At 72.3% G+C, this 26,337-nt stretch carries 30 protein-coding genes, 1 tRNA gene and 1 other RNA gene; 16 read left to right on the top strand and 16 right to left on the bottom strand.

What is annotated here, in order from left to right:
- Window positions 1-110: 110 nt before the first annotated feature.
- Window positions 111-182: transfer RNA gene (locus ACFWPA_RS13715), tRNA-Val, on the top strand.
- Between the two features lie 83 nt (window positions 183-265).
- Here ACFWPA_RS13715 and ACFWPA_RS13710 read toward each other — a convergent pair.
- The 3 genes from ACFWPA_RS13710 to ACFWPA_RS13700 all read right to left on the bottom strand — a co-directional run bounded on the left by ACFWPA_RS13710 (window position 266) and on the right by ACFWPA_RS13700 (window position 2,041).
- Window positions 266-679, bottom strand: a complete 414-nt coding sequence (locus ACFWPA_RS13710) for a hypothetical protein (protein ID WP_378508354.1) — start codon at window positions 677-679, stop codon at window positions 266-268.
- Between the two features lie 139 nt (window positions 680-818).
- Complete coding sequence (locus ACFWPA_RS13705) at window positions 819-953, bottom strand: hypothetical protein (protein WP_378508355.1); 135 nt, start codon at window positions 951-953, stop codon at window positions 819-821.
- Window positions 929-2,041, bottom strand: coding sequence for a transglycosylase domain-containing protein (locus ACFWPA_RS13700; RefSeq protein ID WP_378508356.1), 1,113 nt, complete (start codon window positions 2,039-2,041; stop codon window positions 929-931). The genes ACFWPA_RS13705 and ACFWPA_RS13700 overlap by 25 nt, the downstream gene beginning before the upstream one ends.
- A 235-nt stretch (window positions 2,042-2,276) precedes the next feature.
- On the opposite strand from ACFWPA_RS13700, the gene ACFWPA_RS13695 reads away from it, so the two are divergent.
- Window positions 2,277-3,422 carry an LLM class flavin-dependent oxidoreductase gene (locus tag ACFWPA_RS13695; protein WP_378508357.1) on the top strand — a complete coding sequence of 382 codons (1,146 nt, stop codon included), beginning with the start codon at window positions 2,277-2,279 and terminating at the stop codon, window positions 3,420-3,422.
- Between the two features lie 27 nt (window positions 3,423-3,449).
- On the opposite strand, the gene ACFWPA_RS13690 is transcribed toward ACFWPA_RS13695, so the two are convergent.
- On the bottom strand, window positions 3,450-3,938 hold the full coding sequence (locus tag ACFWPA_RS13690; protein WP_378508358.1) for an SRPBCC domain-containing protein: 489 nt from the start codon (window positions 3,936-3,938) through the stop codon (window positions 3,450-3,452).
- Window positions 3,939-3,954: 16 nt separating this feature from the next.
- Here ACFWPA_RS13690 and ACFWPA_RS13685 point away from each other — a divergent pair, with 16 nt between their 5' ends.
- Complete coding sequence (locus tag ACFWPA_RS13685; RefSeq protein ID WP_378508359.1) at window positions 3,955-4,290, top strand: ArsR/SmtB family transcription factor; 336 nt, start codon at window positions 3,955-3,957, stop codon at window positions 4,288-4,290.
- A 52-nt stretch (window positions 4,291-4,342) separates the two neighbouring features.
- On the opposite strand, the gene ACFWPA_RS13680 is transcribed toward ACFWPA_RS13685, so the two are convergent.
- The 3 genes from ACFWPA_RS13680 to ACFWPA_RS13670 form a co-directional block, all read right to left on the bottom strand.
- Entirely contained in the window at window positions 4,343-5,326 is a 984-nt protein-coding gene (locus tag ACFWPA_RS13680) for a GlxA family transcriptional regulator (protein ID WP_378508360.1), read from the bottom strand.
- Window positions 5,327-5,384: 58 nt separating this feature from the next.
- The gene (locus ACFWPA_RS13675; protein ID WP_378570515.1) at window positions 5,385-5,966 is read right to left on the bottom strand and encodes a CueP family metal-binding protein; all 582 of its coding nucleotides are present in this window, start codon (window positions 5,964-5,966) and stop codon (window positions 5,385-5,387) included.
- A 368-nt stretch (window positions 5,967-6,334) separates the two neighbouring features.
- A complete protein-coding gene (locus tag ACFWPA_RS13670) occupies window positions 6,335-7,144 on the bottom strand; it encodes an alpha/beta hydrolase (protein WP_378570513.1) in 810 nt (269 codons plus the stop codon).
- 63 nt (window positions 7,145-7,207) lie between these two features.
- Here ACFWPA_RS13670 and ACFWPA_RS13665 point away from each other — a divergent pair, with 63 nt between their 5' ends.
- Complete coding sequence (locus ACFWPA_RS13665; protein WP_378570511.1) at window positions 7,208-7,705, top strand: acyltransferase; 498 nt, start codon at window positions 7,208-7,210, stop codon at window positions 7,703-7,705.
- A 17-nt stretch (window positions 7,706-7,722) separates the two neighbouring features.
- Here the strand turns inward: ACFWPA_RS13665 and ACFWPA_RS13660 are convergent, their stop codons facing one another.
- Window positions 7,723-8,100, bottom strand: coding sequence for a type II toxin-antitoxin system Phd/YefM family antitoxin (locus tag ACFWPA_RS13660; RefSeq protein ID WP_378508364.1), 378 nt, complete (start codon window positions 8,098-8,100; stop codon window positions 7,723-7,725).
- Window positions 8,101-8,176: 76 nt separating this feature from the next.
- On the opposite strand from ACFWPA_RS13660, the gene ACFWPA_RS13655 reads away from it, so the two are divergent.
- The gene (locus tag ACFWPA_RS13655) at window positions 8,177-9,211 is read left to right on the top strand and encodes a cobalamin biosynthesis protein (RefSeq protein ID WP_378570509.1); all 1,035 of its coding nucleotides are present in this window, start codon (window positions 8,177-8,179) and stop codon (window positions 9,209-9,211) included.
- Here the strand turns inward: ACFWPA_RS13655 and ACFWPA_RS13650 are convergent.
- Genes ACFWPA_RS13650 through ACFWPA_RS13640 form a run of 3 tightly spaced genes read right to left on the bottom strand, consistent with a single transcriptional unit; the run spans window position 9,193 to window position 11,225 of the window.
- Complete coding sequence (locus ACFWPA_RS13650; RefSeq protein WP_378570507.1) at window positions 9,193-10,056, bottom strand: SURF1 family protein; 864 nt, start codon at window positions 10,054-10,056, stop codon at window positions 9,193-9,195. The two genes, ACFWPA_RS13655 and ACFWPA_RS13650, sit on opposite strands and share 19 nt — an antisense overlap.
- A gap of 52 nt (window positions 10,057-10,108) precedes the next feature.
- On the bottom strand, window positions 10,109-10,579 hold the full coding sequence (locus tag ACFWPA_RS13645; RefSeq protein WP_378508367.1) for a low molecular weight protein-tyrosine-phosphatase: 471 nt from the start codon (window positions 10,577-10,579) through the stop codon (window positions 10,109-10,111).
- Entirely contained in the window at window positions 10,569-11,225 is a 657-nt protein-coding gene (locus ACFWPA_RS13640) for an HAD-IA family hydrolase (protein WP_378508368.1), read from the bottom strand. Before ACFWPA_RS13640 ends, ACFWPA_RS13645 begins: the two co-directional genes overlap by 11 nt.
- A gap of 86 nt (window positions 11,226-11,311) precedes the next feature.
- On the opposite strand from ACFWPA_RS13640, the gene cobC reads away from it, so the two are divergent.
- The 5 genes from cobC (at window position 11,312) to ACFWPA_RS13615 (ending at window position 17,280) form a co-directional block, all read left to right on the top strand.
- The gene (cobC, locus tag ACFWPA_RS13635; protein WP_378570561.1) at window positions 11,312-12,367 is read left to right on the top strand and encodes an Rv2231c family pyridoxal phosphate-dependent protein CobC; all 1,056 of its coding nucleotides are present in this window, start codon (window positions 11,312-11,314) and stop codon (window positions 12,365-12,367) included.
- Window positions 12,364-13,491, top strand: a complete 1,128-nt coding sequence (locus ACFWPA_RS13630) for a Nif3-like dinuclear metal center hexameric protein (protein WP_378508369.1) — start codon at window positions 12,364-12,366, stop codon at window positions 13,489-13,491. Before cobC ends, ACFWPA_RS13630 begins: the two co-directional genes overlap by 4 nt.
- Before the next feature lie 143 nt (window positions 13,492-13,634).
- A complete protein-coding gene (locus tag ACFWPA_RS13625; RefSeq protein WP_378508370.1) occupies window positions 13,635-14,372 on the top strand; it encodes a zinc ribbon domain-containing protein in 738 nt (245 codons plus the stop codon).
- Window positions 14,369-15,493 (top strand): bifunctional RNase H/acid phosphatase, encoded by a 1,125-nt coding sequence (locus ACFWPA_RS13620; RefSeq protein WP_378570505.1) that lies wholly within the window; start codon window positions 14,369-14,371, stop codon window positions 15,491-15,493. Before ACFWPA_RS13625 ends, ACFWPA_RS13620 begins: the two co-directional genes overlap by 4 nt.
- Before the next feature lie 335 nt (window positions 15,494-15,828).
- Window positions 15,829-17,280 (top strand): dicarboxylate/amino acid:cation symporter, encoded by a 1,452-nt coding sequence (locus tag ACFWPA_RS13615; RefSeq protein ID WP_378570503.1) that lies wholly within the window; start codon window positions 15,829-15,831, stop codon window positions 17,278-17,280.
- Between the two features lie 72 nt (window positions 17,281-17,352).
- Here ACFWPA_RS13615 and ACFWPA_RS13610 read toward each other — a convergent pair whose 3' ends face one another.
- Entirely contained in the window at window positions 17,353-17,877 is a 525-nt protein-coding gene (locus ACFWPA_RS13610) for a DUF1697 domain-containing protein (protein ID WP_378508373.1), read from the bottom strand.
- Between the two features lie 37 nt (window positions 17,878-17,914).
- Between ACFWPA_RS13610 and rnpB the strand changes: the two genes are divergently transcribed.
- The 3 genes from rnpB (at window position 17,915) to ACFWPA_RS13595 (ending at window position 20,412) form a co-directional block, all read left to right on the top strand.
- Window positions 17,915-18,344, top strand: an RNA gene (rnpB, locus tag ACFWPA_RS13605) — RNase P RNA component class A.
- Window positions 18,345-18,782: 438 nt separating this feature from the next.
- Window positions 18,783-18,965 carry a hypothetical protein gene (locus ACFWPA_RS13600; RefSeq protein WP_378508374.1) on the top strand — a complete coding sequence of 61 codons (183 nt, stop codon included), beginning with the start codon at window positions 18,783-18,785 and terminating at the stop codon, window positions 18,963-18,965.
- A 37-nt stretch (window positions 18,966-19,002) separates the two neighbouring features.
- Window positions 19,003-20,412 (top strand): RNB domain-containing ribonuclease, encoded by a 1,410-nt coding sequence (locus ACFWPA_RS13595; protein WP_378508375.1) that lies wholly within the window; start codon window positions 19,003-19,005, stop codon window positions 20,410-20,412.
- A gap of 13 nt (window positions 20,413-20,425) precedes the next feature.
- Here the strand turns inward: ACFWPA_RS13595 and ACFWPA_RS13590 are convergent, their stop codons facing one another.
- The 4 genes from ACFWPA_RS13590 to panB all read right to left on the bottom strand — a co-directional run bounded on the left by ACFWPA_RS13590 (window position 20,426) and on the right by panB (window position 23,725).
- Window positions 20,426-21,277, bottom strand: a complete 852-nt coding sequence (locus tag ACFWPA_RS13590; protein WP_378570500.1) for a CHAD domain-containing protein — start codon at window positions 21,275-21,277, stop codon at window positions 20,426-20,428.
- 32 nt (window positions 21,278-21,309) lie between these two features.
- Window positions 21,310-22,290, bottom strand: coding sequence for a prolyl aminopeptidase (gene pip, locus ACFWPA_RS13585; RefSeq protein ID WP_378570498.1), 981 nt, complete (start codon window positions 22,288-22,290; stop codon window positions 21,310-21,312).
- The gene (locus tag ACFWPA_RS13580) at window positions 22,290-22,724 is read right to left on the bottom strand and encodes a hypothetical protein (protein WP_378570496.1); all 435 of its coding nucleotides are present in this window, start codon (window positions 22,722-22,724) and stop codon (window positions 22,290-22,292) included. Before ACFWPA_RS13580 ends, pip begins: the two co-directional genes overlap by 1 nt.
- A gap of 143 nt (window positions 22,725-22,867) precedes the next feature.
- The gene (panB, locus tag ACFWPA_RS13575; RefSeq protein ID WP_378508378.1) at window positions 22,868-23,725 is read right to left on the bottom strand and encodes a 3-methyl-2-oxobutanoate hydroxymethyltransferase; all 858 of its coding nucleotides are present in this window, start codon (window positions 23,723-23,725) and stop codon (window positions 22,868-22,870) included.
- 161 nt (window positions 23,726-23,886) lie between these two features.
- Here panB and ACFWPA_RS13570 point away from each other — a divergent pair, with 161 nt between their 5' ends.
- From ACFWPA_RS13570 to ACFWPA_RS13560, 3 genes are all read left to right on the top strand, one after another.
- Window positions 23,887-24,102, top strand: a complete 216-nt coding sequence (locus ACFWPA_RS13570; protein ID WP_378570494.1) for a type IV toxin-antitoxin system AbiEi family antitoxin domain-containing protein — start codon at window positions 23,887-23,889, stop codon at window positions 24,100-24,102.
- Window positions 24,099-24,665, top strand: coding sequence for an endonuclease domain-containing protein (locus ACFWPA_RS13565; protein ID WP_378570492.1), 567 nt, complete (start codon window positions 24,099-24,101; stop codon window positions 24,663-24,665). The genes ACFWPA_RS13570 and ACFWPA_RS13565 overlap by 4 nt, the downstream gene beginning before the upstream one ends.
- Window positions 24,666-24,750: 85 nt before the next feature.
- Window positions 24,751-26,298 (top strand): alpha/beta hydrolase, encoded by a 1,548-nt coding sequence (locus ACFWPA_RS13560; protein WP_378570490.1) that lies wholly within the window; start codon window positions 24,751-24,753, stop codon window positions 26,296-26,298.
- Window positions 26,299-26,337: the final 39 nt, after the last annotated feature.

The following is a 26,337-nucleotide window of genomic DNA, read 5'->3' as shown; positions in this document are numbered from 1 at the left end:
TTACCGCCCCGGGGCGGCCCCGTCCCCAGGGCCGTGGGCACACGGCCCGCCCCGCGAACCATGCCTGTGTCCTTCCGGGCGCGGGAAACCCTGCCCCCCCGCCGGGGTTCGGGCGTGTAGCTCAGTGGTAGAGCTCTGGTTTTACACACCAGCGGTCGGGGGTTCGAAACCCTCCGCGCCCACTGCATTCGGCCGCGCGGGTCGTCGATTCGCAGCCGGACAGGAGCCCCCACCTCGAGGCGGGGGCTTCTGCCGTTCCGCGGAGTCAGGATCCGAGCGGGAGGTTGAAGATGAAGTCCTCCGAACCCAGTACGCCGAGGAGGCCGAAGTCCTCCGAGCCGGCCGAGCCGAACGGGCCGCCCTGACGGTTCCAGTTGGTGCAGCCGACGGAGTCGAGGCGGTCTCCGGCGTCCATGTCGACGATGCGGTACTCGCCGGTGACGCCGACGCCCTCGTAGCTGGGCGCCTCGTCGTCGACCTGGGTGAGGGAGAACCGGCAGTCCATGCTGTCGGTGATGCGGGAGTAGTACGAACCCGGCTCCACGTCGACGCCCGCGACGTAGGGGTGGCCGGTGGTGCCGGGAATGCTCGTAGCGAGCGCGGTGGCGACGCCGGCGGTGCCGATGACGAGGCCGACGGCGGCGACGGTGGCGCCGATGAATCCTGCGGTTCTACGCACGGTGGTTCTCCTCGGGTTCATGGAATGAGCCCGCACACCGTAGTGGTTTCGCGGTGTTCCGGTCAGGATTTCGGCCATTCGTCCGAGCACGATCGTGTGGATGGCCGATGGTGCGAGTCTCCCTCGCCGCGTGGCGACGCTACCTGTAGAACCTGTCGTGCAGGTCGACGCCCGGCCCGACCGACACTTTCAGCGCGGTGAGCATGCCCGTCCGGCCGGGCAGTGCGGCGCTGCCGCCCGGAGCGATGCTCAGCCGCCGTACTGCGGGCTCCACCAGGCGTCCTCGGCGGCGAGGCGTTCGGCCACCGACTCCGGCATCGTGCTGCAGCTGTCGGGGTCGCCGAGCGGGTCGTTGTCGGCGGCGGAGTCGAGGATGCCGACCGTCTCCACGGTGCCCTCCCAGCCGCCCATCTCCGCGATCCGCTGCGGTACCCGTTCGCGGGCCCTGGTCACCGTGCTGGCCACGACCCACTGACCGTCGCTGGTGATGTCCACGCCGCCCCCCGGGGAGCGCTTGGCGTCCTCACCGAGGGGTAGCAGGCCGGCGAGAGTGGCTGCGTCCCAGGTGTTTCCCTCCCACGGAGCACGGTTGAAGTAGTACCAGCTGGCGGCGCAGATGCCGTACAGGTTGGGGCCGAACTGCGCGTAGTTTAGGTACAGGTCGAGTTGCCGCCGGTCGCCCATCATGTTGAACGGCCACGCGAGCACGGCCTCGACACCCTTCCTGGCGACCTTGGCGACCAGCCACTCGCCGCGGATCAGGAAGATGTTCTTCACCAGCTGCTGCGGAATGGTCGACCCCGAGTTGTCCTCACCGGTCGTCAGGTAGGTCGTGGTGCGATCGACGAACTCGCCCAGGTGGTACGGGCCGGTTCGGGTGCCGAGCTGCGCGTCCTCGTGCACGAGGGTGGCCGCGACGTAGTGCCTGCTGATGTAGTCGAGCGAGACGGTCTGCTGCACCGTCGGACCGCTCGCCTCGTCCGTCAGCATGAACAACGTGCGGGGCGGCGTCACCACCCGGTAGACGATCGGCGTCACGACGCAGAACACCAGGAAGGCCGCCAGCAGTCGCGCCCCCCAGCGGACCGCGACCCGTGGCCAGGTCGGTGCGCTCGCCGGGGGTGGTGCCGGCCACGGGTAGGGGCCGGGGATCGGCCCCGGTGGCGTTGGGGCGCCGGCAGGAGGCCACGGCGGTGTCGGTGGCGTCGGTCCCGCCGGATCGGTCGGGGGCAGCAGGCCGGCGAGCCGGTCACCGAGGGGGGAGCCGGGGCGCAGCCAGCGGGGCACCCGCTGCGGTGGCTGCTCGGGCGGATGCGGTGGGCGGGGTTGGCGGTTCCGGCTGTCGCCGAGACGGATGTTCATGAGTCCTCGACGGCGGTACTCCGGGGCCAGAAACCGGAACTGGCCTATTCGCCGTTGCGTTCGATATTAGACGGCGTACGACGTCCGGAGCCCCGCGGTTTCCTTCCGGGGGCTAACGGGCCGTGACTTCACCGGTGACTGCGGGGACGATGAAACCGACCGGTTATTCCGACTGGGTGCGGTGCGTCCCGCTGGCTGTGCCGCGTGCCAGGGAGAGCCCGACGAGGCGGCCGCGATGAGTGGATTCAAGGCGGGGTTGGTCGACAGTGCGCTGCACACCCGGTTCTCGCCGGAACTGATGCTGCGCTCGACCCGGCAGCTGGCGGTCGCCGGCGGTGCGGATTCGATGTGGGTGCCCGACCACCTCAACAGCATCTTCCCGGCGTCGATCTGGAAACGCGAGCACCTCGGGGCCGCGGCGCTCGTGCCCCGGGCCGACGCGTGCTACGAGCCGTGGACCGCACTGGGATACGTTGCGTCCCAGAACAAGTTGTCCCGGCTGCGGCTGGGGGTGAGCGTCACCGACACCGGCCGCCGCAACCCGGCCGTCACCGCGCAGGCGGCGGCAACCCTGCACCAGCTCAGCCGGGGTCGCGCGATCCACGGGATCGGCCCGGGGGAACGCGAGGGCAACGCGCCCTACGGCGTGGACTGGGAACGGCCGGTGGGCCGGTTCGCGGAGGCGATCGCGACGATCCGTGCGCTGTGGGACGCCGACGGTCGACCGGTGACCCGGGACTCGGAGTTCTTCCCGCTTCGCGACGCGGTGTTCGCGATCCCGCCGTACCGCGGCAGGTGGCCGGAGATCTGGATCGCCGGGCACGGGCCGCGCATGCTGCGGGTCACGGGACGGTACGCGGACGCGTGGTTCCCCGCCTACGCGCTCCGGCCGAGCGAGTACGCGGAGCGGCTCGCCGTGGTGCGGACCGCGGCGTCCGATTCCGGACGTGATCCGGCGGCCGTCACGCCCGCGGCGTTTCTGTTCGTCATGACGGCCAGCAGCGGCGCCCAGGTCGACGAGATGGTCGGCTCGCTCGCGGCGCGACTGTTCACCCTGACCGCGTCCGGCGAGGTGTGGGCGCGGCACGGGGCCGAGCACCCGATGGGGTCGGGGTTCAGTGGGATTCAGGATCTGTTGCCGCAGACCATTGACGAGCCGACCGCGCTCGATTGCGCGGATCGTGTCCCGCCGTCGCTGGTCCGGGCGTCGATGCTGGCCGGGACGCCCGCCGAGGTGCTCGAGCAGCTCGCGGAGTGGCGGGACAACGGGCTCCGCTACGTCGTCCTCGCCGGTCTCGGCTTCGTGCATCCCCGGCTTCGCGTCGGGCTCGCGTCATCGTGGCCGATGGTGCAGGTGCTCCGGGGAGCCCGTCGGCTCTGACCGGGTGCGGTCACGCGGGGCGCTGCATCATCGGTAGAAGCCGTCGCGCAGGTTGATGCCGTGCTCGACCCACACCTTCAGTGCGGCCAGCATCCCGGTCCAGCCCATGCAGTTGTCGAACGCGTTCTTCGCGCCCGCCTCCGTTGGCTGCCAGGAGGATTCGGTGATCGTGACCAGGGTCCTGGTGTTGTCGTCGACGGGCTCGAACTCGAAGGTCGTCGTGGTCTTTCCGGTGTCCGAGGTGGTGGCGGTGCCGTCCCACTCGATGACGATCCGCCGGTGCGGGTCGGCGGCGACGACGGTGACCGGGAAGGCGCCGGGGAAGTCGTGGAAGTCCCAGGTGACCTCGGTGCCGGGTTCGAGTCGGCCGCGCGCGCCGCCGGTGGTGAAGTACTTCGACAGCTGCTCGGGGTCGGCCACCGCCTCGTAGACCTCGGCGCACGGGCGGGCGACGTGCCCGGAGACCGTGAACGACAGTGCGGTGAGGGGCTGGGGAGTGTCGATGTTCTCGTTCATGTTGTAATTTTACAACATGAATGCGGGCGAGGGCGAGAGCAACGAGAACTCCGACGACGACCGGGTGTTCAAGGCGCTGGCGTCGAGCACCCGAAGGCGGATGCTCGACGTCCTCAAGGACGCGTCCTGCACCACCGGGGAACTGTGTGCGCACTTCCCCGACCTCGACCGCACCACCGTGCTGCAGCATCTGCGGGTGCTCGAGCGGGCGGACCTGGTCACCGGCCGCAAGGTCGGGCGCGAACGCCGACTCGCGTTGGCGCCGCTGCCGATCAAGCGGATCCACGACCGGTGGATCGGGGAGTACGCGCGCGCTGCGGTCGATCTGCTGCACGAACTCGGCCGCGACTGACCGGCGCTGGCGCGATGCGCAGCGGGCGAGAAGGCGCAGCGAGCGAGGAGGCTCAGCGGGCGAGGCTGGCCTCGTCGTCGAGCTGGCCGCGGAACGTCCTGCGGTAGGTCGACGGCGGCACGCCCAGCTGGGCCGCCATATGCTGACGCAGCGAGGCGGCGGTGCCGAAGCCGACGTCGGTGGCGATCGTGTCCACCGACAGGTCCGTCGTCTCGAGCAGCTGCCGCGCCCGGTCGACGCGGCGAATGATCAGCCACCTGGCCGGGGTGGTGCCCACCTCGTCGACGAACCGGCGGGTGAACGTGCGGACGCTCATGTTGGCGTGCCGGGCCAGCCGGGACAGCTGCAGCGGCTCGTCCAGCCGCTGCAGCGCCCAGTCTCGGGTCGCCGCCGTCGATTCGGCGGTGGTCGCGGGCAGCGGCCGCTCGATGTACTGGGCCTGGCCACCGTCGCGCCAGGGCGGAACCACGCATCGCCGCGCCACCCGGTTGGCGACGTCGGCGCCGTGGTCGCGGCGCACCAGGTGCAGGCACGCGTCCAGCCCGGCGGCGGCGCCCGCCGACGTGATCACCTCGCCCTCGTCGACGTACAGCACCTCCGGGTCGACCCGGACCCGCGGGAAGGTGTGCTGGAAGTGTTCGGCGTGCCGCCAGTGGGTGGTGGCCCGGCGGCCGTCGAGCAGGCCCGCCGCCGCAAGCAGGTACGACCCGATGCAGATCGACACCCAGCGGGTGCCGGGCCGGACGCGGGCGAACGCGGCGGCGACCGGTTCGGGCAGGCGCCCGTCCCGCGCCGAGCCGAGCCGATGGGTCGCCGGGATCACCACCGTGTCCGCGGTCGCCAGCAGCGCCGCGTCGTGCTCGACGGACACCGCGAAGTCGCTGTCGGTGCGGACCGGCCCGCCGTCGACGGTGCATGTCAGCACCTCGTACAGCGGATGCCCGCCCGCGTCGGTTGCGCCGCCGAACACCCGGGCGGGAATGCCCAGCTCGAAGGGAATCACGCCGTCCAACGCCAGAACCACCACACGATGCATGGCCGGATTCTTTCACACATCGACCTTCCGGCCAGTGGTTCGCGGCACTACCGACCGGCTACACGAGGGCGAGAGTCGTCACGCACGTCGGATCGTCGGCGCCGGTGCCGATCGTGGTGCGACCCGACCGGCCACCGGACTCCACCAGGAGGTCGGCGTCGATGCCCTTCGGCAGCCACAGCCCGATGAAGCCGTTGTCGTAGGTCCGCGTGGTCCGGTCGACCAGCACCGCACCGTCCGCCGGGTCCGTCACCCGGACCCGGATCGGCTCGTCGCGCAGCTCGCCGAGGCATGTGGTGAGGCTGTGGAAGTAGCAGTCGTGCGTTCGGGTCGCATAGGGGGCGATCGAGACGTAGAACTCGTCGGCGGGCAGCGGCACGCTGGTCTCGAACCCGTCGGGGTCCGAGACGACGACCGCGTCGGGCCGGACCGAGGCGAGCAGGTCGTTCGGTCGTTCGGCGACCGGGAGGGTGTCGAGCCGCTCGATCAGCTCCCGGCCGTCGAACCCGTCCAGACCGTGCGCCGCCAGCACATTCGCGGCGGGAGCGGCGGACGGGGTGGTGGTGCACCCCGCCAGCAGCAGCGCCCCGGCGGCGACGGACACGAACAGGGCAATCGGGTGCAGACGGGAGCGGGCCATACCGCCAACCTAGCGCGCATGCGCGGGGGCGCCGGTCGCCCGGACGCCACCGTGGTCGGCATCACAGCGAGAGTTCACCCGCCCTTCACCGGCGCCGCGTGATCGCCCTCTACCGTGAGGTGGGGAGCGGGTTGCCGCGATCGCGGGACCGCGCACCAGTGCACGTGCCGCCGAACGAGAAAGTCCGCCTGCCAACGGAGGTGTCCGATGGAACTCCTCGCAGTCCTGACCCTGATCGTCGCCCCGGTCGTCGTCGCCGCCGCCTACCTCACGGTGGGTGCGGTGTTCCTGATGGAGATCCGCAGCCGGGAGCGGCAGCCACCCCAGCCCACCGAGGTGCGGGCGCCCGCCCCGGTGCCTGCGCAGGCTCAGCCCTGCCGGGCACCGAGATCGTGGCGGTCCAGGAAGTCCAGCGCCAGATCGGCGACCTCCCGCCAGCCGCGGTCCGCTGCCAGCGAGTGTCCGCGGTCGGGCAGCACCCGATACTCGGTTGCGCCGGTGTTGCGACGCTGAATGTTGTACGCGGACTGCACGATCGGCTCCGGGACCATCCGGTCCGCGCCACCGGCAACGAGCAGCAGCGGGCCGCGGGAGGAGCGGGTGTCGATCTTCGTGGGCCCGCCGACGATGTTCGCGAACGCCGCCTGGAACAGCGGCCTCGCCGGGCCGGGGATGCTGTGCGCCTCGAACAACGCGTCCGACTCCTCGCGGGTCACCGCGCTCGCGAACCCCGCGTGATACGTGTCCGCGGTGTGCGACCAGGTCCGGGTGCGCAGGCCCGGCCTGCGCAGGATCGGCAGCACCGTCCGCACCTGGGCCGGGGGGAGCCGAAGGACGCCCTTGAACTGGACCGGGGCGATCGCAACGGCGCCGCGGACCACACCCTCCCCGAGCAGCTTCTGCGCGATCAGCCCGCCGAACGAGTGCCCGACCACGATCGGCTGCGTCGGCAGCGCCTCCGCCACCGTCCGATAGTGCCGGGTGAGCTCGGCGATCCCGACCCCGTCCAGCCTGCCCGGATCGTTCCGGGTGGCCTCGGCGGTGTCGCCGTCGCCGGGCCAGCCGGGCGCGATCGGAACGTACCCGTGGTCGGCAAACAGGTCGAGCCACGGCCGCCAGCTGCTCGCGTGCATCCACAGACCGTGCACGAACAGCACGGGGATCGGGTCGGGCTCCATCTCGCACTCCTCGGTTTCGTTGACCCGTCGAGCCTAGGGTGTCGCCGCGGCTATCGTGGCGCGGTGCGTCTGATCACGATCATCCAAGCGTCCCCGTTCGTCCCGGTGTGGCTGCGGATCCTGCTGCTGCTCGCCGCGGGGGCGCGGGTGTGGGGCGCCGGGATCTACTCCGGATGTCACTTCGGCGGCAAGGACATTCGGATGGGGGTCGGCACCTTCGTCAACCGTGGGGTGCTCTTCGACGGGACCGCGCCGATCACCCTGGGTCGGCAGGTTGCGGTCGGGCACGGCGCCCGGTTCATCACCAGCACCCACGAGATCGGCCCCGAGGACGGCCGCGGAGGGCGGGTGGTCCACCGGCCGATCACCGTCGGTGACGGCAGCTGGATCGGCGCGGGCGCCATCGTGCTGCCCGGGGTGACGGTCGGGCCGGGCTGCATCGTCGGTGCGGGCGCGGTCGTCACCCGCGACTGCGATGCCCATGGCCTCTATGTCGGGAACCCGGCGCGGCGGGTGCGGGACCTGCCGGTCGGCACCGCGGATCGCGCGGCGCGGCCCTGACGGCGGCCGTGCCTCGGCTACTTCTTCCGCTTGCGCTTCTTCCTGGCCTGGGCGCGGGACCCGCGGGTGCGTTTCGCGGCGGTCGCCGCTGCCGCCTCGCCGGTGGTCGGCGCCGAAGCGGCGGCAGCCAGGATGCGGGCCATCTCCCGCCGCAGGCTGTCCATCAGCTCGGGGGACCGGAGCAGGAAGTTCGCCTCCTGCAGGGCGGCGTAGCGGTCGCGGGAGATCAGCACCGCGTCGCCGCGTTTGCCCGCGATCTCGACCGCGACGGTGCCCTCGTTGACCTCCCGCACCAGGGACCCCAACCGCTTGCGTGCGTTCTTCACCGTGGTCGCCGCCACTCCCGCCGACTCCAATCGTCGCTGCACCGCACCCCGCTGGGGTGCCCCGCGCATCCTCGCATCACCGGAGCCGATTCGGGTCAGGACACGGCGGATTGCCGCCGCCGCCGCGATTGATACAACTACCGGTGTGAAACGTCCCAGGATCTCCGCCCGCGCCACCGGCATCGCCCTGGGCTATCTCGCCGACCGGGTGTTCGCCGACCCGGTGCGGTGGCATCCGGTCGCCGGGTTCGGATCGGCCGCCGCCGCCCTCGAACGGTGCACCCACCGCGACTCCAGGGCGGCGGGGGCCGTGCACACCGGGCTGCTCGTCGGCGCCGTCGTCGGCGGCACCGCCCTCGCCGCCCGCGTCGCCGGGCGGCTCGGCTGGGCGGGGGAGACGGCGGTCGTCGCCGCGGCGACGTGGATCTCCCTCGGCGGAACCTCGCTGACCGGGGTGGGGTTCCGGATGGCCGACCGGCTCGCCGCCGACGACCTCCCCGGCGCGCGGGCACTGGTGCCGTCGCTGTGCGCGCGGGACCCCGACCTGCTCGACGCGACGGGCATCGCCCGCGCCACCGTCGAATCCGTCGCCGAGAACACCTCCGACGCCACCGTCGCGCCGCTGGTGTGGGCGGCGGTCGCAGGCGCCCCCGGCGCACTGGGGTATCGCGCGATCAACACGCTCGACGCGATGATCGGGTACCGCTCGCCGAAGTATCTGCGGTTCGGGTGGGCGGCGGCGCGGCTCGACGACGCGGTGAACCTCGCGCCCGCGCGGGTGACGGGACTGCTCACCGCCGCGGCGGCCCCGGTCGTCGGCGGCTCACCGCGCGCGGCCGCCCTGGCCTGGCGACGCGACGCGTCCGCGCACCCGAGCCCCAACGCGGGCGTCGCGGAGGCGTCGATGGCGGGCGCGCTGGGGATCGCGCTCGGCGGCCGCACGGAGTACGCGTACGGCGCGGAGGATCGGCCGACCCTCGGTGCCGGCCCGGCGCCCGGCGTCGGCGACATCGCCAGGGTGGCGCGGCTGTCGACCGTGGTGCAGGCGGGTGCCGCGGTCGCGGCGGTGCTGGTGGCGTCGGCGTTCCGACGCCGACCGGGCGGTTGCCGGGTCGGGCACTCGGGCGACGGTCCGGTATCCGCCCGGTCACCGGGTGCGGGTCAGCGCCGGGTGCCGTAACGGTCGGCGAGCTTCGCCTCGGTCGCCGACATCGTCTCGGGCTCGCGGGTGGCGGCGGCGGTGCTCGCCTCGACGGGCGCGGCAGGCTCGGCGACCCGGCGCTCGCGTCCCCTGCGCCGTTCCCGCAGTTCGGCGCGGACGAAGTACGCCAGCCCGAGCGGGGCCATGATCCCGAACGCCAGCCACTGCAACCCGTACGACAGGTACGGTCCCGCATCGAGTTGCGGCAGCGGGATCGGCGTCAGCACCCCCGGCTCACCGGCGGCGAGCTGGAACCAGCCGTCGACCAGCGGCAGCCCGACCACGGCGCCGACCTGGCCCGCGTTGAGGGAGTACACCTGGGGGATGCCGTTCTCGACGATCGGGTCCTTGCCGGGGGCGGTTCCCTCGGAGGCACGGACCCGGGTCGTCACCGTCGTCTCGCCGGTGGGCGGCGGCTCGATCGGTGGTGCGACGGTGCCCCGGACGGGACGCACGTAGCCGCGGTTGACCAGGATCACCTGACCGCCGGACAGCCGCATCGGCGTCAGCACCTCGTAGGCGGGATCCCCCTCGATGGACCGCAGCCGCACCAGCGCCTCGTCCTCGGGCAGGTACGTTCCGGTGGCGGTGACCTGACGCCACTCGTCGTTCGTGGCGATCGGTCCGGACGCGGGGAGCACCGATTCGATCGGCACCGGGTCCGCGTTCACCGACTCCTCGATCAGGGTGTTGCGGGTGGAGGTGCTGGTGTTCTTGCCAAGCTGCCACGGAGCAAGCACCGTGAAGCACAGGTAGGCGAATCCGGCGACGACGACGGCCAACACGAGCCAGCCCGGACGTAGCAGAAACTTCAGCCTTCGCACGACACCACGGTACTTGGCGTTGCCGGGGACCCCGAAACGGGCAGGCGCGGGATCACAGGTGCTCGCGCACCCAGGCAAGCAATCCGGGCACCGCGGCCTCGATCTGGGTCCGCACGAGGTCGAAGTCGGCGCTCCCCCCGTAGTAGGGGTCGGGCACCGAGTCGCCGTCCGCGTCCGGGTCGAAACTGCGCAGCAGCCTGCGCCGTCCGGTGGGAACCCCGAGCTGCGCGAGCGCCCGGTCGTGGCCGGTGTCGAGGGCGACGACCAGGTCCGCGCCAAGGTGGTCGGGCCCGACCTGCGCGGCCCGATGCCCGGTCGGGTAGCCGTGCGCGGCGAGGACCGCGGTGGTGCGGTGGTCGGCGTCGTCGCCGACATGCCAGCCGCCGGTGCCCGCGCTGGACACCCGGACCGCTTCCGCGAGACCGGTCTCGGATAGGCGGCCAGCGAGGATCTTCTCCGCCATCGGGGATCGGCAGATGTTGCCGGTGCAGACGAACGTGATGTGCAGCGGGTCAGCGCGCATGCAGGATCGCCTCCAGATCGGCGACGGTCGCCGCGGACCAGCGCGCGTCCTCGGCCTCGGTCTCCGCGCCGTACCCCCAGTGCACGAACACCGTCGGGATGCCCCAGTGCGCGGCGCCCTGCACGTCGTGGATCCGGTCCCCGACCATCACCACGCCGTCGGTGCCGCCCGCGACGGCGGCGACGCCGAGGCCGCGCAGGGCATGCTCGATGACGTCCGCCTTCGCGCGCCGGGCACCGTCCGGGGAGGCGCCCGCGATCACCTCGAAATGCCCGGCGAGGCCGAAGTGTTCGAGGATGCGCACCGCGAACCGCTCCGACTTCGAGGTCGCGACCGCGAGCCGGGCCCCCGCCGCGGCCAGCGCGTCGAGCAGGTCCGCGACGCCGTCGAACACCGCGTTCTCCGCCCAGCCGACACGGTCGTACCGGTCGACATAGGCGGCGAGGGCGCGCTCGGCGGTCGCATCGTCGAGCCCGACGCCGCGCAGCGTGTCCGCCATCGGCGGGCCGAGGATCAGTTGCGTCGGATCGCCAGCGGGTTCCGGGGCGCCGACCGATGCCAACGCGTGCCGGAACCCCGACACGATGCCCGGAGCGGAATCGGTGAGGGTGCCGTCGAGGTCGAACAGCAGGATGGGGGAGCGCACCCGTCCATCCTGCCTGCCCCGACCGGCGAGCACCGGACCGCCATAGACTGCCCGTCGTGAACACCGCGGCATCCGACGGCAACGAGGTGGGTCGCGCCGGCGACGGTGACCCGGATCGCCCCGGCGACGTCGACCTCCGTCACCACGGCGACGTCGACGCCGTTCCCGGGCTGGTCGACTTCGCCGTCAATGTGCGGGGCGAGGGCCCACCCCGGTGGCTGGCCGCGCGGCTGACCGCGCAGTTGGCGACGCTCGGGCGGTACCCGTCGGCGAGCGCCGAGCGGGCCGCGCGGGAGCAGGTCGCGGCCCGACACGGTCGCGACCCCGAGGAGGTGCTGCTGCTGTCCGGCGGCGCCGAGGGCTTCGCGATGCTGCCGCGGCTGGGGTCGCGGCTGGCAGCCCTGATCCACCCGTCGTTCACCGAACCCGAATGGGCGTTGCGGCAGGCCGGGATTCCGGTGCAGCAGGTGCTGCTGCCGCCGCCGTACCGGCTCGCCGCTGCCGCGGTCCCCGACGCCGCCGACCTCGTCGTTCTCGGCAACCCCACCAACCCGACGTCGGTGCTGCACCCGGCGGCCGACGTGCTCGCGCTGCGCCGCGACGGCCGGATCGTGGTGGTGGACGAGGCCTTCGGTGACGCCGTGCCGGGGGAGCCGGAGTCCCTCGCCGGGCAATCCCTGCCCGACGTGCTGGTGCTGCGGTCGCTGACCAAGACGTTCGCGCTGGCCGGGCTGCGCTGCGGCTACGCCCTCGGCGACCCGGGCGTGTTGGCCCGGCTGCAGCAGGGCCGGGCCCACTGGCCGCTCGGCAGCCTGCAGGTGGAGGCGATCCGGGCCTGCAGCGAACCCGAGGCGGTCGCGTGGGCGGAGCGGGAGGCGGCGCTGATCGCGTCCGAACGGGCCGCGATGCTCGCACTGCTCGGCGCCGCCGGGGTCGAGGTCGTCGGCCCGGCCAGCGCGCCGTTCCTGCTGCTCCGCGTCCCGGACGCCGACCTGGTCCGGAAGAAGCTGCAGGACGGGGGGATCGCGGTCCGGCGCTGCGACACCTTCCCCGGCCTGGACCCCAACCACCTCCGCGTCGCGGTCCGCGCCGCGGACCCGGCGCAGACCCTGGTGAGCGCATTGACGGAGGTATTGGCATGAGCGTTGCCCTGTCCGAGGTCATCTCGGTGCTCGAGGAGGCGTACCCGCCGCGGCTCGCGGAGTCGTGGGACTCGGTCGGGCTGGTGTGCGGCGACCCCGCCGACCCGGTGCATCGGGTGATGGTCGCCGTCGACGCGACCGCCGCCGTCGTCGACGAGGCCCTCGCCTGGGGGGCACAGCTGCTGCTGGTGCATCACCCGCTGCTGCTGCGCGGCGTCGATACCGTCGGCGCGCACACCCCGAAGGGTGCGCTGCTGCACCGGTTGATCCGCGGCGGCTGTGCGCTGTACACCGCACACACCAACGCCGATTCGGCCGACCCCGGCGTGTCCGACGCGCTCGCGCACGCGCTCGGGTTGACCATCACCGGGCCACTATCGCCCGCCCCGTCGGACCCGCTCGACAAGTGGGTCGTGCTGGTCCCCGGCCCCGACACGGCGGCCGTGCGCGAGGCGTTGTTCCAGGCCGGGGCCGGGCAGGTCGGCGACTACAGCTGCTGCAGCTGGACCGTCGCAGGCACCGGCCAGTTCCTGCCCGGCGCGGGGGCGAGCCCGGCGCTCGGGTCGGTCGGGCGGATCGAGCGGGTCGTCGAGGACCGCGTCGAGGTCGTCGCCCGGCGTGGGCTGCGGGCCCGGGTGCTTGCCGCGCTGCGGTCCGCGCACCCCTACGAGGAACCGGCGTTCGACGTCCTCGAACTCGCCGATACCGGCAGCGCGCTCGGCATCGGGCGGATCGGTGAGCTCGCCGAACCGGAGTCGCTGCGGGACTTCGCGGCGCGGGTGCGGCGGGCGCTGCCGGAGACCGCGTGGGGTGTCCGCGCCGCAGGCGACCCCGACACCGTCGTCCGCACCGTCGCGGTGTGCGGCGGCTCCGGCGACTCGCTGCTCGGGGCGGCACGGGCCGCGGGCGTCGACGCGTACGTGACCGCCGACCTGCGGCACCATCCCGCCGACGAGCACCTGCGCGGCGGCGGACCGGTGCTGGTCGATGTCGCGCACTGGGCCAGCGAGCAGCCGTGGTGCGGGCAGGCCCGCGACCTGCTCGACGCCCGATTCCGGGGTGTCGACGGCTGGGCCGCCGCGCTGTCCGCCGTCCGCACCGACCCCTGGACCCTCGGCGGCTGACCTCCCCGCCGACCGGGTGAAGGGCACCCCCGCCCCGCCCAACCGGGCGAAGGTGCCCTTCACCCGTTCGGAGCAGGCGCCGACGGGCGGTACGGTATGCGAATCCCCACCACCCGCGAACCACAAGCAGGAGCGATGCCCGCGTGAACGTCGAACCCCGGATCCAGGCCAAGCTGCTCGACCTCGCCGCGGTCGACACCGAGCTGACCAGGATCGCGCACCGCAGGCGCACCCTCCCCGAGCAGCAGGAGGTGCAGCGCCTCGAGGCGGACCGGGTGGGACGCAAGGATGCCGCCGTCGCCGTCCAGATCGTCCTCGACGACCTCGACCGCGACATCGCGAAGCTCGAGGGTGAGGTCGACGCGGTCCGCAAGCGGGAGGACCGCGACCGTCAGCTGCTGCAGAGCGGCACCGTCGGGGCCAAGCAGCTCACCGAACTCGAACACGAACTCGCCAGCCTCACCCGTCGCCAGGAGGCGCTCGAGGAGGACCTCCTCGAGGTGATGGAACGGCGGGAGGCCACCCAGGCCGACTACGACCACGCGGGCGGTCAGGTCGACCAGATCGACGACGCCCTCGTCGACGCGGGCCGCCGCCGCGACGACGCCGTCGCCGACCTCGACACCGCGCAGCAGCGCTGCGAGAGCGACCGCACCGCGCTCGTCGCCGAGTTCCCCGCCGACCTGCTCGCCGTCTACGACCGTCAGCGCGCCAGCGGTGGGGTCGGGGCCGCCCTGCTGCAGGCCCGCCGCTGCGGCGCCTGCCGCATCGAGATCGACCGTGGCGAGATCGCCCGGATCCAGGCCACCGCCCCCGACGTCGTCGTCCGATGCCCCGAATGCAGCGCAATCATGGTGCGCACCAAGGAATCCGGTCTGTGAGTTCCGCGCGCGTCATCGTCGAGGCCGACGGCGGATCCCGGGGTAACCCCGGCCCGGCCGGCTACGGGGCGGTGGTGTTCGACGCCGACCACGACCGGGTCCTCGCCGAACGCGCCGAGGACATCGGTGTCGCGACCAACAACGTCGCCGAGTACCGAGGGCTGATCGCCGGCCTCACCGCCGCCGCCGCGCTCGACGCGCACCTGGTCGACGTCCGGATGGACTCGAAACTCGTCGTCGAACAGATGTCGGGACGCTGGAAGGTCAAGCACCCGGACATGATTCCGCTCGCGCGGCGTGCGCGGGAATTGGCAGGCGGATTCGACGCGGTCACCTACACCTGGATCCCGCGCGCCGAGAACGCGCACGCCGACCGCCTCGCCAACCTGGCCATGGACGGCACTGCCGTCGAGACGACGAACGGGCATGTCGAGGACGTTCCCGAGGTGGCACCGGTGCCCGCGGCCGCGGAATCGACGCCGACCGCGCCCGGCTGGACCGGTGCCGTCGGCGCGCCGACCCGGCTGCTGCTGCTGCGGCACGGCCAGACACCACTGTCGGTGGAGCGCCGCTACTCCGGTCGCGGCAACCCGGAGCTGACCGAGGTCGGGCAGGCGCAGGCCGCGGCGGCCGCGGCCCGGCTCGGGGCACGGGGCGGCATCGCGGCGGTGGTGTCGTCGCCGCTGGCGCGGGCCAGGCAAACCGCGCAGGCCGCGGCCGACGCGCTCGGACTGCAGGTCACCGTGCACGAGGGCCTCACCGAGACCGATTTCGGCGGGTGGGAGGCGCTGACCTTCCTGGAGGCGAGCGAACGCGACCCGGACCTGCACGGCCGCTGGCTCCGCGACACCTCGGTGCGTCCGCCGGGCGGGGAGAGCTTCGACGAGGTCCGCGCCCGCGTCGACGCGGTGCGGGCCGACCTGCTGCGCGACTTCCCCGGGCAGAACGTGCTCGTCGTCTCGCACGTCACCCCGATCAAGACGCTCCTGCAGCTGGCGCTCGAGGTCGGGCCGTCGCTGCTGTACCGGCTGCACCTCGACCTCGCGTCGCTGTCGATCGCCGAGTTCTACCCCGACGGCGGCGCGTCGGTGCGGCTGGTCAACGACACCTCGCACCTGTAGCACCGTCGCGCCTGCTCCGCCGCCGTGCCTGTCAATGTCGGCTCCGCCGCCGTGCGTGATTTTTACCCCAGTGAGGGTAAGAATCACGCACCGGCGCGGAGCGCACTTTTTAGCGGGGGTAACATCGTGCGGGTGAACTCACTGCTGACCAGTCGACGCTTCGTCGACAACTGCCTGCAGTCGAGCGCCGTCTGTATCAGCTGACCCGGTCGACACACCTGTCCCGGGGCGGTCGTCGCTCTCGTCGCGGCCGTCGGAATGCCCTGCGAACGTCAGCCCTCTCGCGCACCCCGATGTGATTCGCCGTGCGCGCACCCGCAAGAAAGGTCCGTCCAATGTCGGCCTCCTTGAGCGCCCCCACGCGGCGCCGCCTGCCCTCCTGGGCCACCTCGTTCGGCACCCAGATCGTCATCGGCCTGGTCGCGGGCGTCCTGATCGGCCTGCTCGCCCGGTCGATGCCCGACGCCGCCGACGGCAACCCCAACTGGCTGGTCGGCACCGTAACGACCATCGGTTCCAGCTATGTCGGGCTGCTCACCGTCGCGGTGATCCCGCTGGTGTTCACCGCGATCGTCAGCTCCATCGCGAACCTGCGTCAGGTGGCGAACGCGGCTCGGCTCGCGGTGCAGACGCTGCTGTGGTTCGCGATCACCGCGCTGATCGCGGTCGTGATCGGCATCGTCGTCGGGCTGGTCGTGCAGCCCGGCGCCAACACCACGGTGGACGCAACGTCGGCCGCGCAACCGAAGTCGTCCGGCTCCTGGTGGGCCTTCCTCACCGGGCTCGTCCCACAGAACTTCCTCGCGCTCGGCGCCAAGACCACCGTGACGGATGCGGGCACCGCGACCACTTCGCTGAGCTTCAACGTGCTGCAGTTGCTGGTGATCGCGGTCGCGATCGGGATCGCCGCGCTGAAGGTCGGGGAGAAGGCCGAGCCGTTCCTGAACTTCAACGCCGCGCTGCTGGCGATCGTGCAGAAGGTGCTGTGGTGGATCATCCGGCTCGCCCCGATCGGTACCGCCGCGTTGATCGCGAAGGCGGTCGCCACCTACGGCTGGGATGCGCTCGGCCAACTCGGCTGGTTCACCGCCGCGATCTACCTCGGCCTGGCCATCGTGTTCCTCGTCGTTTACCCGATTCTGATCCGCGTGCACGGGCTGTCGGTGCGCCGCTTCTTTTCCGGTGTGTGGCCTGCCACCCAGCTCGGGTTCGTCTCGCGCTCCTCGATCGGCACGCTCCCGCTGACCGAGCGGGTCACCGAACGCAACCTCGGCGTGCCCCGCGAGTACGCGTCGTTCGCGGTGCCGCTCGGTGCGACCACCAAGATGGACGGGTGCGCCGCGATCTATCCGGCGATCGCCGCGATCTTCGTCGCCCAGTTCTACGGCCTTGATCTGACCCTGACCGACTACCTGCTGATCGTTGTTGTCGCCGTGATCGGCTCCGCGGCGACCGCAGGGACCACCGGGGCGACGGTGATGCTGACACTGACGCTGTCGACGCTCGGCCTTCCGCTCGCCGGCGTCGGTCTGCTGCTCGCGGTCGAGCCGATCGTCGACATGGGCCGCACGGCGGTCAACGTCACCGGTCAGGCGCTGGTGCCGACGATCGTCGCCAAGCGAGAGGGCATTCTCGACGAGGAGTTGTACAACGCGGAACGTCGCGGCGACCCGTTCGCCGACGACACCGCGGACCAGGTCCCGGTCACCGAGGCTCCGCCGAACGGGGGGGCGCCGGCGGATGCCGGGCCGGCCCGAACGCCGGAGCGGCACCCGGCAACCGTCTGACCAGCAGTTACCGAACTGTGCGTGATTTTAACCCCGGTCGGGGTGAAAATCACGCACGGGCGGCGGAGCCGCTCAGAGGAGCTTGCGGAGGGTGCGTAGGTTCCGGTTGGTGGTCGCGGAGCGGTACTTTGCCTTGCCGCTGAGCTTGCCGAACGGGCTGGTCAGGGTCTGGCCCCGTTCGACGTGCCAGTACAGGACGCCGTTGCCGAGGCTCAGGTTCTCGTCGCCGAGGTCGAGTTTCCCCGCGGCGGTGAGCATCTCGTCCAGCGCCGCCGGATCCGACGACAGCAGCACGTACGGGTGCCAGCCGTCCCGGTCGGCGTCGAACGGGAACGCCTCGACGATCGCGGCGAGCGTCGGCTGGTCCACCAGCACGATCCACGCCTCGTACCCGAAGCGGTCCCGCAGCGCCGACTCGATGTCGCTCTTGACGGCGGCGACGTCGGTGCGGTCGGAGTCGAACAGGACGTTGCCCGACGCCAACACGGTCGTCACGTTCTCGAACCCGGCCGCTTCGACGGTGGCCCGCAGGTCCGCCATCTTGATCGTGACTCCGCCGACGTTCACGCCCCGCAGCAGCGCCGCATACCGTGTCATGCGCACACCCTAGCGCCGGGTAGTCTGGACGGGCGGACGAGTTGGTCGGGCGGCCGCGGCAGGGGGAACCGTACGCAGCCAGCGTGCAGGCCCGGTGCCGAGGAAAGTCCGGACTCCACAGAGCAGGGCGGTTGCTAACGGCAACCCGGGGTGACCCGCGGGACAGTGCCACAGAAAACAGACCGCCGGCACATGCCTTTTCGGAGGCATGGCGTCGGTGAGGGTGAAACGGTGCGGTAAGAGCGCACCAGCACCCCGGGTGACCGGGGTGGCTAGGTAAACCCCGCCCGGAGCAAGGTCGAAGGCCGCACCCACTCGGGTGCGGCTGCGCGGGTGTTCGAGGGCTGCTCGCCCGAGCCCGCGGGTGGACCGCTTGAGGTACCCGGCGACGGTGTGCCCAGATGGATGGTCGCCGCCCGACGCCTCGGCGTCGGGAACAGGATCCGGCTTACAGGCCAACTCGTCCGCCCCCCGGGGGGGCGGTCCCCGCGTCGGAGACGCGAAAATGCCGCCGCGTCGGAGACGCGAAAATGCCCCCGCCCCTGAGGGCGAGGGCACAGTCGATGTGGGCCCGGCTCAGACCGGGTTGACCACCAGCAGGGTCGCCCAGTGCTTCGCGCCCTCTTCACCGAGGTGCGGAAGCAGTGCGTCGAAGAGCAGGTAGGACATCGGCTCCATGTGGGGGGATTCTCCATTCGGGATTCGTCGCTGCGCAGCCGATCCGGGACAGATCTAAAGGCCATGGTTCGACGAGGGGGAGCGACGTACCATGGCCCGCTGCGGCGTAAGAATCTCATGGTTGTGAGTTCCCTTCAAGCGTTCTCCCGGAAATCTTCCGGCGGCGCGCCAAGTTACCGCCGAGTCATCGGATGGCCGGGCCGCCGAACGTGGCGCACACTGGACCGATGAGCGACGACGACCAGTGGTATTACTGCGTTTCCGATGGTTCCGTGCGGCAGGGCAAGGATGCGCGCGGGTTGGACCGGATGGGGCCGTACCCGGATCGGGCGACCGCCGAACGCGCATTGGAGATCGCGGCCGAACGCAACCGGGCCGCGGACCGGGAGGACCGCGACTGGGAGGACTGACCCGCGGTCCCCGGCGGGCCGGGACACTAGGCTCTGTTTGGTGACCACGCGAATCTCCGCCAACGGCATCGACTTCGAGGCGGTTCGAGCAGCCTTCTCCCTGTCCGGGACGTTTCCGCCCGCCGCACTCGCCGAGGCCGAGACGGCAACGGACCGGTTTGCGACCGGGCGGGTTGACCGCACCGATCTGCCGTTGGTGACGATCGACCCGCCCACCTCGATGGACCTCGACCAGGCGCTGCACCTGGAGCGGACCGGGACGGGATTCGTTGTGCACTACGCGATCGCGGACGTCGCGGCGGTCGTGGAACCCGGCGGCGACCTGGACGGGGAAACCCGGCGTCGCGGCCAGACCTTCTACCTCCCGGACGGCTCGCTGCCGCTGCATCCGCGCGTGCTGTCGGAGGATTCGGCGAGTCTGCTGCCCGGTCGGGTGCGGCCCGCGGCGTTGTGGCGCATCGAGCTCGACGAGCGGGCGGAGCCGGTGGCGTTCGGGGTCACCAGGGCCCTGGTGCGGTCGGTGGCGCGGTTCGACTACGCGGGCGTGCAGGCGGATTCGGACGCGGACACGCTGCATCCGTCGATCGCCGCGCTGCCCGCGTTTGGGGTGCTGCGGTTGGCGTCCGCGGCCCAGCGCGGCGCGATCGAACTGAAGCTGCCGGAGCAGGCGGTGGTCTCGGACGGGGACGGCGGCTGGAATCTTGAGGTGGAGCCGCGCACCGACGTCGACGACTGGAACGCCGAGGTGTCCTTGTTGACCGGGATGTGTGCTGCCCGGTTGATGTTGGACGCCGGGGTTGGCCTGTTGCGCACGTTGCCGCCCGCCCCGGACGATGCGGTGCTGGCGCTGCGCCGGTCCGCGCGGGCGCTCGGGCTTGGCTGGCCGGCGTCGATGTCGGTCGGGGTGATGCTCGCCGGGTTGCCACCGAACTCGCCGGAGACGTTGGTGATGATGAGCGATGCGACCACCTTGCTGCGCGGCGCCGACTACGCGGCGTTCGACGGCGCGGTGCCGGAGCTGACGGTGCATGCCGGGATCGGGGCACCCTACGCGCACGTCACGGCGCCGTTGCGCCGGCTGTCCGATCGGTTCGCCACCGAGGTCTGCCTGGCGGTGACCGCGGGAACGGAAGTGCCGCAGTGGGTTCGGCAGGCCCTGCCGACGCTGCCCGCGCTGATGCGTGGCTCCGATCAGGTGGCGGGGAAGGTGGACCGGGCGTGCGTCGACATGGCCGAGGCGAGCGTGCTCGCCGGGCGTGAGGGCGAACTGTTCGACGCGGTGGTGCTGCGCGGGGCGGAGGGGAAGCGGGCCGCCGAGGTGTACATCGGCGTTCCGGTGGTGATCGCCCGGTGTGACGGCAACCCGCCGGAGGGCGCGCGGGTGTCGGTGCGCCTTGCGGAGGCGGATCCGGTGGCCAGGACGGTCCGGTTCGCGTACGACGGGTGAGGGTGCTCGCAGGTCACAGGTCGTCGATGGCGGCGAGGACGGGACGCGCGTCGGCGGCCGTCCGTTCGGCACGGGTGATCTCGCCCGCCGCGAGCACGCCGTAGCTGAAGGTGTCCTCGCCGGCGGCGCGGGCCCGGTCCGCGGCGGCGAGCAGCACGGCCCGCGCGACCACGGCGTCCTGGTGCGCACCGAGCACCGTCTGCAGCCGCTCGGCGGCCTCCCCGAGCCGGGCCGTGCCGGGTCGGGCCGCGGCGATCGCCTCGGCGGCGTACCGCAGCGCCTTCGCACGTTTTCTCGTGGTGTGCAGGGCGTCGGGTGGGCCGGGGGCGGCACCGTCCCGAAGTCCGGCGGATCGGCCCGCGCGCAGCACGCGGCGCCGGGCGTGCCGCAGTTCGTTGCGTGGTCGTCCACCGCTCGCGGTGGTGGCGCACAGGACGTCGAGACCGTCGACGAGGGCCCGGTAGCGGGGGCCGGTCACCGCGGTCACCGCTGCGGTGTGGGCGTCCCGGTAGCGTCGCCGGTGCTCGTCGACGAGGCGGAACCGCACCGGGCCGCGCAGCAGCTCGGGGGGCAGCGCGTCGAGGACCTCACCGAACCGGTCGGCGAGGACCTCGGCGTCCCGCGCGCGGCCGAGAACCCTCCCGAGCCACCGCAGTTCGTCGCGCAGCGGATCGGCCGCCGGCGCGGGGAACACCGACGGGTAGGTGCCGATCACGCTGCGCAGGCGTCGCGCTGCCACCCGCATCCGATGCACCGAGTCCGGCTCGTCCGCGGCCACCGCGTCCACCAGGGCGGTGAGCCGGTCCCGCTGGTCGCGGACGTGGCCGCGCACCGCAGCGCGGTCCGCGCGTCTCTGGGTGCCCATCCCTCAGGTCTACCGCACCGCGGCCCGGGGCGTCACCCGGCGCGGAAGCCGTCCGTCGCCTGCACCAGGTGGTGGGTGATGCCGGGCTCGGCGGCGGCGTGGCCCGCGTCGTCGACGAGGTGCAGCCGTGCGGACGGCCACGCCCGGTGCAGCGCCCACGCCGACGTTGCCGGGCACACGACGTCGTAGCGCCCCTGGACGATCACCGCGGGCAGGTGGGCGATCGCGCCGATCCCGTCGAGCAGTTGGTTCTCGGCGAGGAAGCCGTGATGGACGAAGTAGTGGTTCTCGATCCTGGCGAACGCCAACGCGAACCGCTCATCCGAGTTGCGTTCCACGTGATCGGGTTTCGGGATCAGTTCGCTGGTCGCGCCTTCCCATGCGGACCAGGCGACCGCGGCCCCGCGCGCGACGTTCGGGTCCGGGTGGTGCAGCAGACGGTGGTACGCCTCGACGAGGTCGCCGCCGCGGTCCGCGGCGGGGATCGGGGCGAGGAACTCCTCCCAGCGGTCCGGGTAGATCGCGCTCGCACCGCCGTTGTAGTACCAGTCGATCTCGCTGCGGCGCAGCAGGAAGATGCCGCGCAACACCAGCTCGGTGACCCGGTCCGGGTGCGCCTGCACGTACGCCAGCGCCAGCGTCGATCCCCACGACCCGCCGAACACCTGCCAGCGGTCCACCCCGAGGTGCCCGCGCAGCGCCTCGATGTCCGCGATCAGGTGGGCGGTGGTGTTCACCGACAGGTCGGCACCGTCCGCGACGTGCGGGGTGGACCGGCCGCAGCCGCGCTGGTCGAACAGCACGATCCGGTAGGCGTCGGGGTCGAAAAAGCGGCGGTGGTCGGGGGAGGTGCCGCCGCCGGGGCCGCCGTGCAGGAACACCACCGGCTTGCCGTCCGGGTTGCCGCTCTGTTCCCAGGCGATGCGCTGCCCGTCGCCGACGTCGAGCATGCCGGTGCGGTGCGGCGCGATCGGCGGATACAGGCGCCGCAGCGCCCGGTCGTCGCGCGGCATCAGAAGCCGATCAGCCCGGACGCCAGGTCCGGGATCTCCAGCGCGTACATCGCGCCCTCACGCACGTCCGGGCACTGCGCGGAGGTGATCACGTCGATCCGGGCCTTGTGCGCGACCAGGTCGATCATGTTGACGCCGTTCTGCGCGGCCCAGGTGCCGACGACGGTGTTCAGGCCGCCCTTTCCGATGGTCGGGGTGTAGGTGCGCCAGCTCTGCAGCTGCGCCGCCATGTCGGAGCACAGCTTCTCGGCCTGCACGGTGGTGACGCCGCCGGAGTCGCCGGGAATCACGGCGGGTGCCTGCCCGGTGACCGGTGCTGGCGCGGGCGCGGCGGTGCTCGCCGGGGCTGGCGGCGTCTCGGTCGCGCATGCCGCGGTCGAACCGAGCACGACGGCCGCCCCGGCGGCGGCGACAACGTAACGGCGGAAAGGCATGTGGTGTCCCCAGTCTGTCGGTGGGCGGACGTGCTGACGGTGGAACCCGCGTCGCACCGTCAACGGATACGGGCGACGCCCGGTTCCCTGGCGCGGAAGCAGTGTGCCACCGGACCGGGAACCGGGCGTCGATACGCGCCGGGTCAGAAGCTGTGTTCTTCGCCGGGGAAGCTGCCCGCCCGGACCTCGTCCGCGTAGGCGTGGGCGGCGGCCCGGAGAGTGTCGCCGACGGTCGCGAACTGCTTGACGAACTTCGCGGTGCGGCCGCTGGTGTAGCCGGCCATGTCCTGCCACACCAACACCTGCGCGTCGCACTCCACGCCAGCGCCGATGCCGACGGTCGGGATGGTGAGCTTGCGGGTGACCTGCCCGGCGATCTCGGCTGGCACCATCTCCATCACCACCGAGAACGCGCCGGCCTCCTGGACGGCGATCGCGTCGGCGACGAGCTGTTCGGCGCCGTCCCCGCGGCCCTGCACCCGGAACCCGCCGAGGCTGTTCACCGACTGCGGGGTGAACCCGATGTGCGCCTGCACCGGGATGCCCGCCGCGGTGATCGCCGCGATCTGTGGGGCGACCCGTTCGCCGCCCTCGAGCTTGACGGCGTGCGCGCCGCCCTCCTTCATGAATCGGAACGCGGTCTCCAGGGCCTGCTGCGGCGACGCCTCGTAGCTGCCGAACGGCAGGTCGGCGATCACCAGGGCGTGCGGAGCCCCGCGCACCACGCCCCGCACCAGGGGCAGCATCTCGTCCACGGTGACCGGCACCGTCGTGTCGTAGCCGTACACGACGTTCGCGGCGGAGTCGCCGACCAGCAGGACCGGGATGCCCGCGTCGTCGAAGATTCGGGCGGTGGAGTAGTCGTAGGCGGTCAGCTCCGCCCAGCGGGTGCCCTCGGCCTTCATCGCCTGCAGGTGGTGGGTGCGGATCTTGGTGCGCTTGACCGGCGCGGCCGGTGCGCCGCCGTAGACGGGAGTCTCGGGAACAGCAGTCTCGGACATCAGTGTCCCTTTCGTGCCTCGAGGCCCAATGCGGGTCCCCGGGTTGTGGGTGATGACACGCACAGTCTGCCACCGGGGTGGGTCGCCGCGCCCGTGCGGTTCGTCACATCCGATCCGCGAGCCGGGGAACCTCCCGCGCGGCCACCGGCGTCCAACCCGGCATGACGCCGACGGCAGTGCACCGGATCATGGCCGGCCAGGACGGCATCGTCACGCTGACCCAGGCGCTGGCAGCTGGCATGAGCCGGACCGCGGTCGACCGGCGGGTGAGCACGGGCGAATGGCGTCGGTTGCACCGCGGTGTGTACCTGCGCGCCGACCGACAGCACACCAACGCGGTCCGCCTGCGGGCGGCGGTGTTCGCTGCCGGGCCGTGACCGCGCGCCCCGATCAGCGGATCCGCCGCCGCGACCTGCACTGGGCCGACACCCGCAGCACCCGCGGACTGCGGGTCACCGAGCTCCCCTTGACGGTGCTCGAGGCGGCGGTGGTGCTGCCCGACGGCTCAGTGCTGATGGACCGGGCACTGCAACGGCACACCACGCTGCCGATCCTGGTGGCGGTGCACGAGCGTAATCGTGGCCGCAGCGGCGCGGCGGCCGCGGCCCGACTCCTGCACTCCGCCGGGGAGGGCGGGCACAGCGAGGCCGAGCGGATGCTGCTGCGGCTGCTGCGATCGGTCGCCCTGAACGGATGGCGTCCGCACGTGCGCGCGTGCGGCTACGAGATCGACGTCGCGTTCATCCGAGACCGCGTCGCGATCGAGGTCGACGGCTGGGCCTGGCACCGCGACGTCGCCCGGTTCAACAACGACGCGAAGCGCCAGAACATCCTGGTCAACGCGGGCTGGCATGTGCTTCGGTTCACCTCGCATCAGCTCCGCCTCGAGCCGAATGCCGTCCTCGCCCAAATCACGGACGCGCTGGCGTCGCGCGAGTGACTCGGGTCGGGAAGGATCTGCCCCTGCCTGCGGGGCCGATCCTTCCCGAATCGGGGGTGCGGCGGCGCGTGGCACCATCGAGGCCATGCGTATGAGGACTCCCGCGGCACTGGTCGCGGGCTTGGCGGTGACCGCGGCCGTGGCGGGCTGCGCCGGTCAGGTTGCGCCGGAACCGCCTGCCGCGGCTTCGGCGTCGGGTGCGGGTGTGGTCCCCGCCGGGCTGGAACGGTTCTACGACCAGGACCTGCGGTGGGAGTCCTGCGCCGACTACGAGACGGACGGGCCGCTGGCGAGCAGGCTCGAATGTGCGCGGGTGACGGTGCCGGTGAACTACGACGAGCCGGGCGGGGACACGGCGGAGGTGGCGATCTCCCGCAGTGCTGCGACGGGCGACCGGATCGGGTCGCTGCTGGTCAACCCCGGCGGGCCGGGGGCGTCGGGACTGTCGATGGCGACCGTCGGGGACGGCACCGAGCTCGCCGCCCGATTCGATGTGATCGGGTTCGATCCGCGCGGTGTCGGCGCGTCCACCCCGCAGGTCCGGTGCCTGACCGGTGTCGAGTTCGACGCCGACCGCGCTGACCCGCGCGTGGACATGAGCCCGGCGGGGATCGCGCACATCGAGGCGGTGAACGCCGACTACGCGGCGAAGTGCGCGCAGCGGACCGGCGCGGAGTTCCTCGCGCACGTCGGCACCCGCGAGGTGGTGCGCGACATGGACGTCATCCGCTCGGTGCTCGGCGACGAGCAGCTCAGTTTCCTTGGCTTCTCGTACGGGACGCGGATCGGGTCGACGTACGCGGAGACGTTCCCCGCCAACGTGCGGGCGATGGTGCTCGACGGCGCGGTCGATCCGGAGCAGGACCCGGTGCAGGAGACGGTGCTGCAGGCGGCCGGGTTCCAGCGGGCGTTCGACGACTTCGCCGCGGACTGCGCCACCAAGGCGAACTGTCCGCTCGGGTCGGATCCCGGCCAGGCGGTGCCGCGGTTCCGGGCCCTGGTCGACCCGCTGATCGCCAGGCCCGCCGAGACGACCGATCCGCGGGGGCTCGGCTACCAGGACGCGATCACCGGCGTCCAGCAGGCGCTGTACTCGCCGCAGCTGTGGGGGGCGCTGCGCAGCGGACTGTCCGCGCTGGCGGACGGCCGCGGTGATGCGCTGCTGCTGCTCGCGGACCAGTACCAGGGTCGCGGTGACGACGGCACGTACAGCAACATCAACGACGCGTTCAACGCGGTCCGCTGCGTCGACGATCCGCCGGTGACGGACCGGGCCGTAGCGTCGGCGGGCGACACCGCGTACCGGCGGGCCGCGCCGTTCCTCGACGACGGTCGGGGGACCGGTACCGCCCCGCTGGACGTGTGCGCGGTCTGGCCGGTGCCCGCCAGCGGGACCCCGCACGCGGTCGACGCGCCGGGGCTGCCGCGGGTGGTGGTCGTGTCCACGACGCAGGACCCCGCGACGCCCTACCAGGCGGGTGTCGACCTGGCGAAGCAGCTGGATGCGGCGCTGATCACCTACCGGGGGACGCAGCACACCGTCGTGCTGAACGGGGTGGCCTGCGTCGACGATCCGGTGGTCGCGTACCTGACCGACCTGACCGCCCCCGCCCCCGACCTCACGTGTTCGTAACCACCGCCCGGATGTAACACAGATTTAACGCGCGGTGCC

This window comes from Rhodococcus sp. NPDC058505, assembly GCF_042720095.1.
Classification (GTDB): Bacteria; Actinomycetota; Actinomycetes; order Mycobacteriales; family Mycobacteriaceae; genus Rhodococcus_G.
This window is presented reverse-complemented; position numbering and strand designations above follow the sequence as displayed.

Bases quoted from the DNA above. Each gene is read 5' to 3' on its own strand.
- ACFWPA_RS13700 (WP_378508356.1), bottom strand. From the start codon at position 2,041: ATGAACATCCGTCTCGGCGACAGCCGGAACCGCCAACCCCGCCCACCG.
- ACFWPA_RS13695 (WP_378508357.1), top strand. From the start codon at position 2,277: ATGAGTGGATTCAAGGCGGGGTTGGTCGACAGTGCGCTGCACACCCGG.
- ACFWPA_RS13690 (WP_378508358.1), bottom strand. From the start codon at position 3,938: ATGAACGAGAACATCGACACTCCCCAGCCCCTCACCGCACTGTCGTTC.
- ACFWPA_RS13685 (WP_378508359.1), top strand. From the start codon at position 3,955: ATGAATGCGGGCGAGGGCGAGAGCAACGAGAACTCCGACGACGACCGG.
- ACFWPA_RS13680 (WP_378508360.1), bottom strand. From the start codon at position 5,326: ATGCATCGTGTGGTGGTTCTGGCGTTGGACGGCGTGATTCCCTTCGAG.
- ACFWPA_RS13675 (WP_378570515.1), bottom strand. From the start codon at position 5,966: ATGGCCCGCTCCCGTCTGCACCCGATTGCCCTGTTCGTGTCCGTCGCC.
- ACFWPA_RS13670 (WP_378570513.1), bottom strand. From the start codon at position 7,144: ATGGAGCCCGACCCGATCCCCGTGCTGTTCGTGCACGGTCTGTGGATG.
- ACFWPA_RS13660 (WP_378508364.1), bottom strand. From the start codon at position 8,100: ATGCGCGGGGCACCCCAGCGGGGTGCGGTGCAGCGACGATTGGAGTCG.
- ACFWPA_RS13645 (WP_378508367.1), bottom strand. From the start codon at position 10,579: ATGCGCGCTGACCCGCTGCACATCACGTTCGTCTGCACCGGCAACATC.
- ACFWPA_RS13630 (WP_378508369.1), top strand. From the start codon at position 12,364: ATGAGCGTTGCCCTGTCCGAGGTCATCTCGGTGCTCGAGGAGGCGTAC.
- ACFWPA_RS13615 (WP_378570503.1), top strand. From the start codon at position 15,829: ATGTCGGCCTCCTTGAGCGCCCCCACGCGGCGCCGCCTGCCCTCCTGG.
- ACFWPA_RS13610 (WP_378508373.1), bottom strand. From the start codon at position 17,877: ATGACACGGTATGCGGCGCTGCTGCGGGGCGTGAACGTCGGCGGAGTC.
- ACFWPA_RS13600 (WP_378508374.1), top strand. From the start codon at position 18,783: ATGAGCGACGACGACCAGTGGTATTACTGCGTTTCCGATGGTTCCGTG.
- ACFWPA_RS13590 (WP_378570500.1), bottom strand. From the start codon at position 21,277: ATGGGCACCCAGAGACGCGCGGACCGCGCTGCGGTGCGCGGCCACGTC.
- pip (WP_378570498.1), bottom strand. From the start codon at position 22,290: ATGCCGCGCGACGACCGGGCGCTGCGGCGCCTGTATCCGCCGATCGCG.
- ACFWPA_RS13580 (WP_378570496.1), bottom strand. From the start codon at position 22,724: ATGCCTTTCCGCCGTTACGTTGTCGCCGCCGCCGGGGCGGCCGTCGTG.
- panB (WP_378508378.1), bottom strand. From the start codon at position 23,725: ATGTCCGAGACTGCTGTTCCCGAGACTCCCGTCTACGGCGGCGCACCG.
- ACFWPA_RS13570 (WP_378570494.1), top strand. From the start codon at position 23,887: ATGACGCCGACGGCAGTGCACCGGATCATGGCCGGCCAGGACGGCATC.
- ACFWPA_RS13560 (WP_378570490.1), top strand. From the start codon at position 24,751: ATGCGTATGAGGACTCCCGCGGCACTGGTCGCGGGCTTGGCGGTGACC.